Source organism: Acinetobacter sp. NIPH1876 (genome assembly GCF_022808535.1).
GTDB classification, from domain to species: domain Bacteria; phylum Pseudomonadota; class Gammaproteobacteria; order Pseudomonadales; family Moraxellaceae; genus Acinetobacter; species Acinetobacter higginsii.
The window spans coordinates 14,527-28,863 of record NZ_JALGBR010000028.1; the positions used below are offsets into that span (position 1 = coordinate 14,527).

Annotated in this window: 13 protein-coding genes; 5 read left to right on the forward strand and 8 right to left on the reverse strand. The window is 42.5% G+C overall.

Annotated elements, in window-relative coordinates; all coding sequences use genetic code 11:
- Positions 1-3: 3 nt before the first annotated feature.
- The 7 genes from MN869_RS19825 to mdtD form a co-directional block, all read right to left on the reverse strand.
- On the reverse strand, positions 4-207 hold the full coding sequence (locus MN869_RS19825; protein WP_004802052.1) for a hypothetical protein: 204 nt from the start codon (positions 205-207) through the stop codon (positions 4-6).
- Between the two features lie 62 nt (positions 208-269).
- On the reverse strand, positions 270-1,667 hold the full coding sequence (creD, locus tag MN869_RS19830; RefSeq protein WP_243309181.1) for a cell envelope integrity protein CreD: 1,398 nt from the start codon (positions 1,665-1,667) through the stop codon (positions 270-272).
- A gap of 75 nt (positions 1,668-1,742) precedes the next feature.
- Positions 1,743-3,209 (reverse strand): two-component system sensor histidine kinase CreC, encoded by a 1,467-nt coding sequence (gene creC / locus MN869_RS19835; RefSeq protein ID WP_279324169.1) that lies wholly within the window; start codon positions 3,207-3,209, stop codon positions 1,743-1,745.
- A 3-nt stretch (positions 3,210-3,212) separates the two neighbouring features.
- Complete coding sequence (gene creB, locus MN869_RS19840; protein ID WP_243309183.1) at positions 3,213-3,932, reverse strand: two-component system response regulator CreB; 720 nt, start codon at positions 3,930-3,932, stop codon at positions 3,213-3,215.
- A gap of 305 nt (positions 3,933-4,237) precedes the next feature.
- Complete coding sequence (dinB, locus tag MN869_RS19845; RefSeq protein ID WP_243309192.1) at positions 4,238-5,305, reverse strand: DNA polymerase IV; 1,068 nt, start codon at positions 5,303-5,305, stop codon at positions 4,238-4,240.
- Entirely contained in the window at positions 5,295-6,056 is a 762-nt protein-coding gene (locus tag MN869_RS19850) for a glycoside hydrolase family 25 protein (RefSeq protein WP_243309193.1), read from the reverse strand. Before MN869_RS19850 ends, dinB begins: the two co-directional genes overlap by 11 nt.
- Before the next feature lie 151 nt (positions 6,057-6,207).
- The gene (mdtD, locus tag MN869_RS19855) at positions 6,208-7,596 is read right to left on the reverse strand and encodes a multidrug transporter subunit MdtD (protein WP_243309194.1); all 1,389 of its coding nucleotides are present in this window, start codon (positions 7,594-7,596) and stop codon (positions 6,208-6,210) included.
- Positions 7,597-7,760: 164 nt separating this feature from the next.
- Here mdtD and MN869_RS19860 point away from each other — a divergent pair, with 164 nt between their 5' ends.
- Positions 7,761-9,548 carry a choice-of-anchor I family protein gene (locus MN869_RS19860; protein WP_243309197.1) on the forward strand — a complete coding sequence of 596 codons (1,788 nt, stop codon included), beginning with the start codon at positions 7,761-7,763 and terminating at the stop codon, positions 9,546-9,548.
- 53 nt (positions 9,549-9,601) lie between these two features.
- On the opposite strand, the gene MN869_RS19865 is transcribed toward MN869_RS19860, so the two are convergent.
- On the reverse strand, positions 9,602-10,228 hold the full coding sequence (locus MN869_RS19865; RefSeq protein WP_171550325.1) for a TIGR00730 family Rossman fold protein: 627 nt from the start codon (positions 10,226-10,228) through the stop codon (positions 9,602-9,604).
- A 326-nt stretch (positions 10,229-10,554) separates the two neighbouring features.
- Here MN869_RS19865 and MN869_RS19870 point away from each other — a divergent pair, with 326 nt between their 5' ends.
- From MN869_RS19870 to MN869_RS19885, 4 genes are all read left to right on the forward strand, one after another.
- Positions 10,555-12,138, forward strand: a complete 1,584-nt coding sequence (locus tag MN869_RS19870) for a TerC family protein (RefSeq protein ID WP_171551646.1) — start codon at positions 10,555-10,557, stop codon at positions 12,136-12,138.
- Positions 12,139-12,219: 81 nt separating this feature from the next.
- The gene (locus MN869_RS19875) at positions 12,220-12,690 is read left to right on the forward strand and encodes a YchJ family protein (RefSeq protein WP_243309199.1); all 471 of its coding nucleotides are present in this window, start codon (positions 12,220-12,222) and stop codon (positions 12,688-12,690) included.
- A 52-nt stretch (positions 12,691-12,742) separates the two neighbouring features.
- Positions 12,743-13,387 (forward strand): trimeric intracellular cation channel family protein, encoded by a 645-nt coding sequence (locus MN869_RS19880; RefSeq protein WP_004656399.1) that lies wholly within the window; start codon positions 12,743-12,745, stop codon positions 13,385-13,387.
- Positions 13,388-13,394: 7 nt separating this feature from the next.
- Complete coding sequence (locus MN869_RS19885; RefSeq protein ID WP_243309201.1) at positions 13,395-14,003, forward strand: hypothetical protein; 609 nt, start codon at positions 13,395-13,397, stop codon at positions 14,001-14,003.
- Positions 14,004-14,337 lie beyond the last annotated feature (334 nt).

Here is a 14,337-nt window from a genome sequence, read left to right on the forward strand (position 1 = left end):
AAATCAGGCTAAAAAAGTTTCTATTTCCATTAAGTTACGATGTTTGAAAACCAAAATGCAGCGTTGTTGTGGGCAAATAATAATATTTCCCAGATTCAAAAACTGGATTTTAGCCTGTCGTAATTGATTCAGACAGCTTGCAATCGAGCTATGTAAAGGACATAACTGTTTGAGTTGCTTTAACGCTAAATAAGTTGTTTGGTACACGGTCTTATTCCTTATGAATACAGTGAAAAGGGGCGAAGACACTACTCTACCCCTATGTATTTTTATTGGCTTTGTTGTTCGGATTGATACCAGTTGACATGACGGGTGATGAACATGACACATGCAATTAGGATGAAGGATAGGATCGAACCAAATAAGAAGGTCTTGCCACTGGATTGCAGCAACAGATACATCATGCCGTAGAGCACACCGAGTAGAATCCCGAATAACAGCGCAGGCTTAATCCCTTTGACCACAAAATATAAATACCATGTGATGAGACCGACACAAGCGATTGCTGCCGCTAGATAGGCGAGTGCAAAGGCGTAATATTCACTGATCGAAAGTAACAACACGAAGAACACACCTTGTGCCATGGCAACCAAGGCATATTGCACAGGATGGATTTTGAGTTGTTTTAAAACCTCAAACAGGAAGAAGCAACCAAAGGTAATGATGATCACCATCACACCATATTTAATAGCACGATCAGTTTGGGTATAGATATTTACAGCTTCTAAGAATTGAGTGGAAATGCCAGAGATATTTGCTGGTGTGCCTGTATCGTAAGTTTCCACCGCTGCTGTTGGTACCGGATCTTGAGCATTTAAAATTTTATAAAAGCATTGGCTATTTTCACACAGTGACACATTTTCTAAATTACGTTTACCCAGTGCGATATTTTTCCAATCTGCCTGAAATTGGCGTTTTTCACTGGATTTTTTAAAGGGAAGGCTTTGCCCATCATATTTAACATCACTCCAGTTACCTGTGGCTTGATAGGTCATTTCATAACTGGTCGGAATGAAGGTGAATTCACTGAGTCCTTCAAGCTCGAACTGTAGACCAAACTTAAAACCCTGCTGGAACTTTTGTACCAGTTCAGGGTATTGCTTAGTGGTCAGATGCATCAGGTCAAAACCACGTTGTCCTTGGCTTTGCTCAGAAAATTCGAACTTATAGGCCTTACCATCAATATTGAAGATTGGTTTGGCATTCAGTCCTCGTGCATCTTGGATCGGAAAAATAATTTCAGCCTGTTCCCATAGATAATTACGCTTTGCTTCGTTATCAATGGCCTTGAATGTACCTTTGCCTGACATCGAGTTTTGATAGCTGATCGCTTTATAAATATTGCGTCTATAGGTACTGTCCGAAACTTTAAATTGTGCACTCCAGTCGGTTGTTTCAGCACCTATAGCGACAAATAGGGTCTGAGTACAGGTATAGCTTTTCTTCTGCTCATCGGTGCAGGTGGTTTGCACTTGATAGGGAACTTTTAAATAGGGTGCAACGATTTGCTGTGGGCGAATTTGTTCATTGGCAATGTCGCGAATGACTTGTTGTTGATAGCTTTGGCGTTCTGAGACCAAGCTCGAAATAAAAAACAAACCAATATAAAAAATCAAAATCAGGAACAGAATGGCTCCGATTTTAAGGTTGATAAAATTGCGACGCATATGGAATTCCATGATCATTAGGATATGACCAGTATCTACATGCGATATGCGCTTCGGATGAGCTCGGTTTGAAGCTTAAGTGAAGTTTGTGTGAAGTGTGAGGGTCAAGAGCACACCAGATCGATGTGTTGCTAAGAAGTCGAGGCGATTTGCTTCAATATTCTGGATGCTAATCTGACCGTGGTGCTGTTGAATAATCTGCTTGACGATACTGAGCCCAATGCCAGTACTGCGTTGCTGATTATGTGGACGAGGTAGAGAAAAATAGGTCTCGAATACACGGTTTAAGGCATATTCAGGAATCGCATCGCCCTCATTAAAAAACAGCAAGGTGATGCTTTGATGGGTTGGGTCTTGCTGAACTTGAACTGCGATTTTTCCTTGTGGCGGGCAGAAATCTCTGGCGTTGTCTAAGAGGTTATTCAGCGCTTGTTTCAGCCAAAATGGGTCGGCATGGAGCAAGCAGTGTTCGGGTAGATCAAGTTGTGTTTGGATCTGCTTTAACTGTAGCGCACTGTACTGTTGCTGAAAACATTGTTGAATCAGGTGATTCAGATCGACCGATTGAAATTCTAAAACATGCTGATTTTTTTCGAGTCGTGTTAATAATAACATCCGTTCAATCAAGGATTGCAAACGCTGGCTTTGTTCAACAATATGCAGCGCAAATTGTTGCTGATCGGCCAGTGGTAAATCATCCTGTAGTAATTCAGCGCTGGCTTGTATCGCGGTGAGAGGGCTTTTGAGTTCATGGGTCAATGTATTGACATAGTTCTCGACATAGCCTCGGTCTTCTAGTTTTTCCCGCATTTCACTCAATGCTTGGGTCACCTGATTGAGTTCTTTGGCGGAATAGAAGAAGGGCGCTTGATTCACTGGTGCCAACGCCTGTGCATATCGTCGAACGCGATCAATACTATGTCTGAGCCAATAGGCCACCATACTGGCCAAGAGCAGGCTGAGTGCTGCAATCCAGAGGGCTTGATAAATCAGTTGCTGCTCAGCACGTTCGATATAGGGTTGTACCGACTGATTGGGTTTACCAATACTGACCACACCGAGCAATTGCTGTTGGTAAATAATCGGCGCTGCAATATGCATGATGCTACTGTTGCGATCATAGGGATTGGTTGCAGTTGAGCGTGCACCGTATTTACCACGCAGTGTTAAGTAGACATCATTCCATCTGGAATAGTCTTGCCCAACAGCTTGTCCTTCGGAGTCGTAGATCACGATACCTTGGGGATCGGTAATGTACAGTTGTTGATTAATTTGCTCTTTGCGATGCTGCCAAATGGTGGCATTCAGTTGGCGGGACAAAGCTGCCTGAATTTTTTGATCAAATTCTGGCGTATCAACCTGATGTTGATAGACATCTTCCGCAATCAATTGGGCAATGATATTGGCATTTTCCGCGAGGGTATCTTCAACCACTTGTCGTACATTGGGTTTTACTTGTTGGGTCAGGGTATAGGCGATAAAGCCTAGACTTAGTACCACCACTAAGCTAAAGAAAAACCAGATACGGACAAAAATGGACATATTTTAGCCCAACTTCATCAAGCTATAGCCAAAACCACGATGGGTGCGAATCGGGTCATCATCTGGGGTAATCTGTTTGAGCTTGTGTCTTAAACTTTTAATATGCGTATCGACAGTACGTTCTAAGCTATGTTCAGGATGTTCCCAAATATGATCCATCAGTTGTTGGCGGCTAAACACCTGTTCTGGATGCTGAATCAGTAAAAATAACAAGCGGTATTCATAGCGAGTCAGTTGTAGCGGCTGACCATGATAATGAATCTGCAAGGACTGTGGGTGACATGACCAAATTGCCGATTGCACAATAACTTCAGTTTTCGTCGCTGCTACAGAGGCTGCAACAGGCTGAGCTTGATTTTCCATTCTGCGCCAAATGGCTTTGATTCTGGCCACAATTTCTCGTGCGCTAAAGGGCTTGCTGCAGTAATCATCCGCCCCAATTTCGAGACCAACCACCCGATCAATTTCATCATCACGGGCTGTTAAAAACAGTAAAGGTGTTTGGTATTTTTGACGTAATTGTTTGCAGATTTCAAATCCGTTCAGGTCGGGGAGACCCACATCTAAAATAATGAAATCAAAAGACTGTTGTGCCAGTAATTGCAGTGCTTGTGTGCCTGTATTGGCCCAACTGACGCTCCAGCCTTCACGCTCGAGTGCGTAACGTAGCGGTAGGACGATTGCGGCTTCATCTTCAACACAAAGAATTTGTTTTTGCTTCATAAGGCATGTACATACAGAATTTTCTAGTTTTATTTGCTGAGTTTAACTGAAGTTATGACGGTGCATAGTGGGAAATATGGAATTTTTTATAGGAAGAAGAGGATAGAGAAAGAAGACCTGAAGTGCCCTGTAATCTTCGGATTTGATCGTCACGCCAACCACAGGAGCAGATGCTAAAAGTGAGGTTTTCTTTAGCAAAGCAAATAACAAGGATAATGTTACTGCGTTGCTTAGAGTACTGAAAACTGGATAAAAAGCAAACATAATTTTCAGCATGGATTGTGCTTTTGTGTAAAAAAACAGCACTACCACAAAGAAAGCTGTGATTCTTCTTCTAGAGTCTGTAACTGATATATCCCGACGCCGACCAGACGGAATTGGAATTCTGGGTCAATATGCATTTCATCGAGCAGTTGTAACAGCACTTGGGCTAAATCCTGTTGCGATTGTAGCGCCTGCTTAAAGCTTTTACTGTGCTGTAAGACTTGGAAATTTTTAAGTTTGAGTTTGACAGTCACACCACGCGCGGTTAATTGTTTTTTATTCAGGCTGCGCCAGACTTGTTCGGTCAAAGGCTGCCATGCATGGCTGCATTGAGCAAGGGTGTAATCATCGTCAAAAGTAATTTCCTTGGAAATCTGCTGACGTTCCCGTTCTGCCTTGACAGGACGATGATCTATGCCTTGCGCATATAAATACAGCTGTTTGCCGTATTTACCAAAATGATGAATCAGCACATTTTCGTCGATTTTTTGCAGATCGCCCAAAGTATGTAAATTCAGTTGCTGCAAGCGTTCTTGAGTGACTTTGCCCACCCCAGGAATTTTATTCAATGCTAAATCTTGAATAAAACGCAGCACCTGATTGGGTTTAATCACAAATAAACCATTGGGTTTGTTCCAATCCGAGGCAATTTTTGCCAAGAACTTATTTGGTGCTACGCCTGCGGACGCGGTCAGTCCTGTGACCGCAAAAATATCAGCACGGATTTGTGCTGCGACTTCGGTGGCACTGGCGATATGCTTTAAGTTTTCAGTCACGTCCAGATAGGCTTCATCTAAAGAAAGCGGTTCAATCAAGGGCGTGTATTGCTGAAAAATCTGATGAATTTGCGCTGAAACTTCGCGGTATTTTTCAAAATTAGGTTCGATCACGATGACCTGTGGACAGAGTTTTTTGGCTTGTCCCATCGACATAGCCGAACGGAGTCCAAAGACACGGGCAGGATAAGACGCGGCGGCAATGACGGCCCGAGGATGGTGTGAAGAAATCACCACAGGTAAATCTTTTAGTTCAGGATGTTCTCTAAGTTCAACTGAGGCATAGAAGGCATCCATGTCGATATGGATGATTTTGCGTAGCTCATTTGCCATCATCAATGCCTTGTTGTTTTAGAAATATTCTCCATTGTTTCGGCGATTCGGCATAGACATTTAAATCGACCGCTTTGGGAACACCTGTAATTTTGCCTTGGCTGCTATGCTGCCAAAACAGCCATTGTCGACCGTCTTTGAGCTCAGGTTTACCTTCATAGTCTCTGACCCATAACGGAGTGTTGTTAAAGTTCCCCATCAAGACAATGTGATAAAAGCTTTTTGAAATATAAAAAATCGGTTGTTTACCGTAATGCTGTTGCAGTTGGTCATGCATCACCTGAATTTCTTTGATGAGCTGCTCTTTGGTATAGGTGTTGATGCAGTTACTGTCATATTCCAAATCAATCACAGGTGGCAGGGCATCGGCCTTTTTCGGAACAGTCGCAATAAAATTTTCGGCTTGTATGGCGCCATCACGACACAGGCGATAAAAATGATAAGCACCGACATGCAGGCCACGTTCACGTGCTTTGAGCCAGTTTTGCTGAAAGTTACGATCTTTAAAATCGCCCCCTTCCGTGGCTTTTAAATAAACGAATTGATATTGCATCGGCGAGATTTTTTTCCAGTTAATCTCACCTTGATGATGGGACACATCAAAGCCGCGAATGGAATAATCTTGTGCCGAGGCTTTCTGCTGATAGAACAAACCAAAGTAGCTGACCACACCCAGCATGACCGCTAAACCGATACTGGCATAAGTCGGATAATGTGGTATCGATGGAAATTTTGCAGATTTTTTTGCCATATCGTTTGTGTTATGCGATGTCTAAGTAATAACGCGCTTGCTCATGAGTGAATTGTACAGGTTTTGCCTGTGAAACCTGATTTGAGCCTACAATTGTGCCACACATTTGCATGCTGCATGGTGTCCCATTTGAGCAATTTTCTAGCATCTTTTAATCTGTGGTTTCTTTGGGAATTTGCCAGAATACCATGGCGGTAATGATGTTCATACAGCCAAGCGTAATCAAAGTGGCGTGGAAGGCGGTGCTAATCGAAGCACTGGAAAAATGTTGCCCAAACAGATTGATTAACGTTCCAGCCAAGGCCACCCCGATACTCATTGAAAGCATCATAATCATCGACAAGAAGCTATTGCCGCTACTGGCATCCTGTTGTGCTAAGTCTTTCAAAGTCAGCGTATTCATGCCTACGAATTGCAGTGAATTGAGCGTACCAAAGATAAACAGGTGCAGGACTTTTAACCACAATGGCGTTGTTGCGGTCATCAGAGAAAAACTGGCAATACATAAACCGACTAAAACGGTATTGGTGAGTAAGAAACGACGATAACCAACCCGCTGAATCAAGGGACGAATAATCGGTTTGGAAAATAATGAACCGAGTACCATTGGAATCATCATTAAACCGGTATAGAAAGGTTCAAAGCCAAAGGCGACTTGCAGCATCAGCGGTAAAATAAAGGGAATCGCATTGCTGCCGAGGCGGGCAAAGAAATTGCCCAATACGCCGATTGAAAAGATTTTGTAGCGAAATAAACGACCATGAAACAGGGCATTTTGATGCGTATGCGCATGGTAGGCATACGCGCCAGCTGCCAACAGCCCCGCAATCAATAAAACCACACTGATCCCGCGGGAATATTGCGATGCCGCAATATTTTCAATCCCGAGAGACAGGCCGACCATGGCGACCATTAACAGGATAAAGCCACTTAAATCGAAGGATTTGACGCTTGGTTCTTTCTGGTTGGGCATGACTTTGAAGGTCATGATCATTCCCAAAATTCCCATCGGCAGATTGATTAAGAATATCCAGTGCCAAGTTGTGACTTCAACCAGCCAACCACCCAAAGTCGGCCCCATTAACGGGCCAATCAAGCCTGCAAGACTCATCAGGCTCATCGCGGAAAGGAATTGTGAGCGTGGAATCAGTTTTAACAGTGCCAAGCGCCCCACGGGCATCAGCAAGGCACCACCAACGCCTTGAATGACGCGGAAAAATAATAATTGTTCTAGGTTTTGCGACAAGCCACAGCCTAGCGAGGCCAAGCTGAAAATCACCATGGAGCTGAGATAAATATTGCGGATGCCAAAACGATCGGCCAACCAGCCACTTAAAGGGATACAGGCCGCAACCGACAGTACATAGGCCACAATGACGCCATGCATTTGCAGGGGATTTTCATTGAGTTGTACTGCCATGGCAGGAATCGCCGTGTTGACGATGGTGGTGTCCAAGGCTTGCATAAAAAAGCCAATCGAGACCAAGAGCACCAACATTCGGAATTCAGGCTGTACCGCTTGATGTGTTGTCGTTGTCATGAGCCATGATGCATAAAAAGGCAGTTTTAGTTTAATGCAACTGTGCGTGAAATAAAGCCTAAAATTGTCAAAGAGTGGTCATGAAACTGACATTAAAGTGTCATCGAATTTGCATCACCAATGACTAGATTAGCCATACAGAATAAATTGTATGGAATTTGATCATGAAATTTAAGATTTCAGTATTACTGACAGCGTTATTGTCGGTGGGATTAGTGGCGTGTAATGATGACAACGACAATAACAAAACAGATACTCCGGCAGAAGTAGTTGAAGCAACACCTGAAACGATTAAGTTAAGTTTATTAGGACGTTATGAAACCAATGTCTTTGCCAAAAGTGCTGCTGAAATTCCTGCCTATGATGCTGCCAGCAAACGACTATTTGTGGTCAATGCCCAGAAAGGTTTAGTTGATGTTTTAGATGCCTCTAAACCTGAAAAACCTGTCCATCTTGCAGAACTTTCTGCCCGTACCTATTTAGCCAATTCGGAAGTGAACAGTGTTGCAGTGAAAAATGGCATTGTTGCAATCGCCGTTCAAGCTGAAAACAAAACTGATACAGGTATTGTGGTGTTTTTTAATGCCAAAGATTTAAGTTTTATCAGCAAGGTCGCGGTGGGTTCATTGCCAGATATGTTGAGTTTTAGTCCCGATGGCAAAACTGTTTTGGTGGCCAATGAAGGCGAGCCAAACGATGACTACTCGGTTGATCCGGAAGGTTCAGTCAGCATTATTGATATCAGCAATATTCAACAACCGAAAGCCAGCGTAGCGGACTTTAAGGCATGGAATACGCAAAAGGCGGATTTAATCGCCAAAGGGGTGCGTATTTTTGGGCCAAAAGCGAGTGTGGCTCAGGATCTAGAGCCTGAATACATTACTATTTCTGCAGACAGCAAAACGGCTTGGGTGACATTGCAGGAAAATAATGCCATTGCTCGAATTGATATCACACAGCAGAAAGTGACGGATATTTATCCATTGGGCTATAAAGATCATGGGCAAATTGGCAATGAGCTGGATGTCAGTGATAAAGACAAAAAGATTGATATCAAGACTTGGGCAGGCTTGGTCGGGATGTATCAACCTGATTCGATTGCCAATTATCAAGCCAATGGTCAAACCTATCTAGTCACTGCCAATGAAGGCGATAGCCGTGAATGGTTGAAGGATTCCAAAGCCTATTATGCGGGCGATACCAGTAAAGGCTTTGTTGAAAATATTCGCATGAAGCATCTGTTTAACAGCAAAGGCTTTAATAAAGATGGTGATTATCCAGCGCATTTACAACAATTGGCAGCAGGGGTGAAAGGGGCGAAACTCAATCCAGTGACCTTTGCATATTGTGGCGCCACTGCGACAACTGCGGGTGCATGCCGTGATGATGCAGAATTGGGTCGTCTTAATATTGCGTGGAACATGGGTTATCAAACCAATGCCGATGGTTCAGCCAAACTGGATGCCAATGGTTTGCTCACTTATGACAAGCTCTATGCTTATGGCGCGCGTTCATTCAGTATTTGGAATACCCAAGGTCAGTTAGTTTGGGACTCAGGCAGCGAGTTTGAAAAGAAAACCGCTGAATTGTTCCCGAACTATTTTAATAGTGACCACGAAGCGGTGGCCTTTGATGACCGTAGTGATAATAAAGGTCCTGAGCCTGAGGGTGTTGCTATCGGTACGATTGGCAAGAAAACCTTTGCTTTTATTGGCTTAGAGCGAATGAGTGGAGTGATGGTCTATGACATCAGTACACCGAATAAACCAAAGTTTATTGAATATTTTACGACACGTAATTTTGTTGAAACCGATGCGGCAAAACAGGGTGATTTAGGACCTGAAGGCTTGATCTTTATTGCTGCAAAAGACTCACCAAACGGCAAGCCTTTATTGGTGGTGGGGAATGAAGTCAGTGGTTCAACTGTGGTATATCAAGTGAATGTACAATAAGTTCTCAATATAAAAAAGCGGATCTTCTTGATCCGCTTTTTTATGGGTATGTTTTAGACTTCGATATGGCTGGGTGTGTTTAAGTTTTTAATCACACTTGAAATCTGTTCCAGTGTTTCGCAAATAATCACTTTGGCGCGGTGCTGTGGTGGTAAAAAGCCTTCTTCAACCGCATGATCCAGTTGAGCAATCAGGGCATCATAAAAGCGATTGACGTTATAGATGATCATGGGTTTCTGGTGCTGATTGAGCTGTCCCCATGTGGCAATTTCCAGAATTTCTTCAAAAGTTCCTAAACCACCAGGTAGGGCAATAAAGGCACTGGCACGTTCGGCCATCAGTGCCTTACGTTCATGCATGCTGTTGACGATATGTAGTTCTGTCAGTTTATGGTGGGCAATTTCATAATCCAGCATAAATTCTGGAATCACACCAACCACTTCGCCACTATGTTCCAGTACAGTATCCGCAACTTGCCCCATCAGACCAATACTGGCACCGCCGTAGACAATACCAAAGCCTTGATTGGCAATATGCTGGGCAAGCTCAATGGCTTTGTCTCGGTAAATTGGCTTGTTGCCTGTACGCGAACCGCAATATAACGCAATAAGAGATTGAGTGGTTTTTATAGGGGGAGAGCTTATGGTTTTCTTTTCAGTCATTATCAGAACACTATTCATTCGTTTATTTTTACCTTATCATTTTCGCTGTGCTTGTCTAGGCTAAATCAGGTTTGTGACAGTTTTATGCACATTTTACATACAATGTACTTTTGTTGCGCCTCGAAAGAATTTGAAAACATCCTCAACATAAAAAAAGATGAATTTCACTGAAATCTTGCCTATACTGAAAATCCTTTTATTAATCTTTGTCCCTCTATGAGTAGTGGTTGTTGTCGCTCCGCATTGTTTTTATTTCATAAAAAAAATGTTTTGGCTGTTTGTGCCGACCTTTTAAAATCTCAACTTCATAACAATATTGCTGATTTTGCAGAGGAGTCACCTCAATGATTCTGGAATGGATGTCAGATCCAGCTGCATGGGTTGGTTTAGCCACATTGGTGGTGCTTGAAATTGTACTAGGTATTGATAACCTTGTTTTTATTGCAATTTTGGCAGAAAAATTACCACCAGAACAACGTAATGCTGCGCGTAAAATTGGTCTGATTCTCGCCTTGTTAATGCGTTTGATCTTGCTTGCTTCGATCGCATGGGTGGTGACATTAACTACACCGCTGTTCCATATTTTTGATCATCCGTTCTCTGGACGTGATTTGATTCTGCTGTTTGGTGGTGTGTTCTTATTGTTTAAGGGCACCATGGAACTGCATGAGCGGATTGAAGGTACACAAGCACATAAAGAAGAAAATCCAGTGCATGCCGTGTTCTGGATGGTGGTGGTGCAGATCGTGGTCCTTGATGCGGTATTCTCGCTTGACAGTGTGATCACTGCAGTGGGGATGGTGAAAGAGCTTTCAGTGATGATGATCGCGGTAACGATTGCGATTGGTATCATGTTGCTGGCTTCACGCCCATTGATGGATTTCGTGAATAAGCATCCAACCGTGGTGATCTTGTGTCTTGGCTTCCTGATGATGATTGGTTTCTCATTGGTGGTTGAAGGCTTCGGTTTCCATATTCCAAAAGGTTATTTATACGCTGCGATTGGTTTCTCGGTGTTGGTGGAAATGGTCAACCAAACCATGCGCCGTAACCAAGAGAAATTGGTCACCACCACTGATTTACGTTACCGCACTGCTTCTGCGGTACTGCGTATGCTCGGTAATAAGAGCAATGGTAACGAAGGTCAAAACAAAGAAGCTGAAGATGTGTTAGCGACACAGGCCTATGCCAAAGAAGTCTTTGATGAAGACAATGGGGTATATCATAGTGTTTTGGTTCAAGGGGTCTTGGGTTTATCTGAGCGTCCAGTTAAGTCGGTGATGACACCACGTCCAGAGTTGGAATGGTTAGACTTGGATGACGATCCTGCTGAGTTAAAAGAACGTTTAATGGCAATGACCCATTCGCGTTTGATCATTGCGCGTGGTGAGTTAGACAATATCGAAGGGATTGTGTTAACCCATAAAGTATTAAATGAATACATCGAAACAGGTGCCATTGATTTCAGTAAACACTTACGCGAACCCGTGATTGTGCATGAAAATGCACAAGTATTGATGGTGATGGAACAGTTACGTCAAGCACCATTACAAATGGCGATTGTCCTGAACGAATATGGTTCGATTGAAGGGATTGCCACACCGATTGATATGCTAGAAGCAATTGCGGGTGAATTCCCTGATGAAGATGAATTGGAAGCAACCGCAGAAAGTCTAGATGATGGTTCAATGTTGTTAGAAGGTTCAACCGATATTCGTCATGTTTCTTTGTTATTGGGCAAAGATTTGGTCGATGAAAGCGAAGAATACTCCACCTTGTCGGGCTATATCTTATTCCATCTAGGTCGTTTACCTGAAAATGGTGACATGATTGAAGTGGATGGTTATCGTTTTGAGGTGGTGACAATGGATGGGCACAAAATTGAAAAAGTGCGCATTATTGCGAAAGAGAAGACGACCGAGAAATAATTAAGTTTGAGCAAATAGCCTTTGAGTTTGGCCTTGTGATACAAGGTTTTTCTCAGGGCTATTTTTATTTGAGAATTGGAAATGGCATCATCACAAAATTGTCCATGTGGACAGGGGCAATATGCTGCATGCTGTCAGCCTTTGCACTTAAAACAGCAAGTTGCTCAAACTGCAGAGCAATTGATGCGTTCACGTTATAGTGCCTTTGCCTTGCAGCAGATCGACTATATTTTGCAAACGACAGCCTTAGGGCAACAAAGCGCTTTAGATCGAGCTGCGATTGCCGACTGGAGTCAATCGAACCAATGGCTCAAACTGGACGTGGTGCAGCATCAGCCCAAGCTAGACAAAACCCATGCGCTGGTTGAGTTCAAGGCACATTATCATGATGGCACGCAAGCACATATTCATCATGAAATTTCACATTTTGTATTGCATCAACAGCAGTGGTATTTCCTTGACCCGACTTTGGAGATGCAAACCACCATGAAACAACCCTGCATTTGTGGCTCGGGGAAAAAATTTAAGCAATGTTGTGCGCAATTTATCTAAGTTTGTCTTAGAATAGCGCACACTTTTACGCCTGATTTAGGGATGTAGGCAGATGTTACTCACCGTGATTTATATTATTGCCATTACTGCGGAAGCGATGACGGGCGCATTGTCCGCAGGTCGACGCAGTATGGACTGGTTTGGTGTGGTACTGATTGCCTGTGTCACGGCATTGGGCGGTGGCTCGGTACGTGATGTGCTACTCGGACATTATCCTTTAACCTGGGTCAAACATCCTGAATATTTGGTGCTGACCTGTATTGCAGCCTTCGTCACCATTATTATTGCCAAATGGATGCGCCATCTGCGCAATATCTTCTTGGTTCTAGATGCCTTGGGCTTAATCGGCTTTACCATTATTGGCTGTCAGATTGCTTTGTCGATGGGACATGGTTTTGTGGTGTCTGCGGTAGCAGGGGTGCTCACTGGGGTGTCGGGCGGTATTCTGCGTGATATCTTGTGTAATGATGTACCGTTGGTGTTCCGCCGTGAGCTGTATGCCAGTATTTCCTTTGTCGCCGTGATTTGTTATTGGGTCTGTTTGGAAGTCGGTTTGCCACACGATCTTACTGTAATTTTGACTTTGGTCTTTGGCTTTACGCTACGTTTGATTGCGATTTATTTTGGTCTGGAAATGCCGAAATTTATTTATAAAGAAGATGATGCCGAGTCTGCGTCCTCCACAGATGAGCATTGAGATTAAAATGGATAGAGAGAAAATTGAGCAGATAAGAAAAGAACTCTCTATCCCACTTACATACGCGATAAAACTTTTAAAAGAAAACCAAAATGATGTATCTGCCGCAATAATTAATTTTCATCAAGATAATATTGAAAAAGTGATTCAAGCCACTGAATGTCAAATCTCGGTCGCCCAAGATTTCTATCAATGTTGTAATTTCGATGTTGAAAAGGCGATTAAAAAAATCCAGTCACAAGTGATGCTCCTTACAACACGTGAAAATCAACAAAAAACCAAGAATGAAATAGGTTTTATTCTTTGGGCTGAATCTGAAGGTCATAAAACCAGTTCAAATGACATTTTTATCCCAGTGCATGATTTTGATTATATTTTAGATGCTTTTAGAGTTGCTTGTTCTGTAGACCAATTGAGCAATACTTTGTCGGGAAACAATTTTGATGTATGTGGATACAACTATCTAGATCATCATACATGTACCCTTATCTTCAATGAGATGCTAAAAATTCCTGCAAATAATTTAGCGATAGAAAAATTTTTAAAAGCTTTAATCAGTTGGTGGCGTGACCAGTTAAAGCGTGCTAAATATATCGTAGTTTATGGCAATTTATGATACATCTCATTCACTCTGGTTTATGAAGTCTTAGATGTCAAAAAGAATTACTATAGGTATTTATCAGTCTCATTCGATCGAAATTGATGGTTACGTACCTATTGATATTCATTTCAATGAAAAATCTCCAGAGTTGTATTGGAGAGGTGGTAATGCCCAATTACCACGCTTTTGAATTTATAGATTTCAAAAAATAAATTATTAATTAATTTTTTTTATTTCTAGTTAATTTTATTCTAAGAATAAGGATAGGCAGAGTAAAACTTGAAGTGCGACATAAACCACCTAATTAATTTAAAGGGTTTATGGAGTATATAAAATTGTCATACCATCA

Coding starts and splice junctions, on each gene's coding strand:
- creD (WP_243309181.1), bottom strand. CDS start 1,667: ATGCGTCGCAATTTTATCAACCTTAAAATCGGAGCCATTCTGTTCCTG.
- creC (WP_279324169.1), bottom strand. CDS start 3,209: ATGTCCATTTTTGTCCGTATCTGGTTTTTCTTTAGCTTAGTGGTGGTA.
- creB (WP_243309183.1), bottom strand. CDS start 3,932: ATGAAGCAAAAACAAATTCTTTGTGTTGAAGATGAAGCCGCAATCGTC.
- dinB (WP_243309192.1), bottom strand. CDS start 5,305: ATGGCAAATGAGCTACGCAAAATCATCCATATCGACATGGATGCCTTC.
- MN869_RS19850 (WP_243309193.1), bottom strand. CDS start 6,056: ATGGCAAAAAAATCTGCAAAATTTCCATCGATACCACATTATCCGACT.
- mdtD (WP_243309194.1), bottom strand. CDS start 7,596: ATGACAACGACAACACATCAAGCGGTACAGCCTGAATTCCGAATGTTG.
- MN869_RS19860 (WP_243309197.1), top strand. CDS start 7,761: ATGAAATTTAAGATTTCAGTATTACTGACAGCGTTATTGTCGGTGGGA.
- MN869_RS19865 (WP_171550325.1), bottom strand. CDS start 10,228: ATGAATAGTGTTCTGATAATGACTGAAAAGAAAACCATAAGCTCTCCC.
- MN869_RS19870 (WP_171551646.1), top strand. CDS start 10,555: ATGATTCTGGAATGGATGTCAGATCCAGCTGCATGGGTTGGTTTAGCC.
- MN869_RS19875 (WP_243309199.1), top strand. CDS start 12,220: ATGGCATCATCACAAAATTGTCCATGTGGACAGGGGCAATATGCTGCA.
- MN869_RS19880 (WP_004656399.1), top strand. CDS start 12,743: ATGTTACTCACCGTGATTTATATTATTGCCATTACTGCGGAAGCGATG.
- MN869_RS19885 (WP_243309201.1), top strand. CDS start 13,395: ATGGATAGAGAGAAAATTGAGCAGATAAGAAAAGAACTCTCTATCCCA.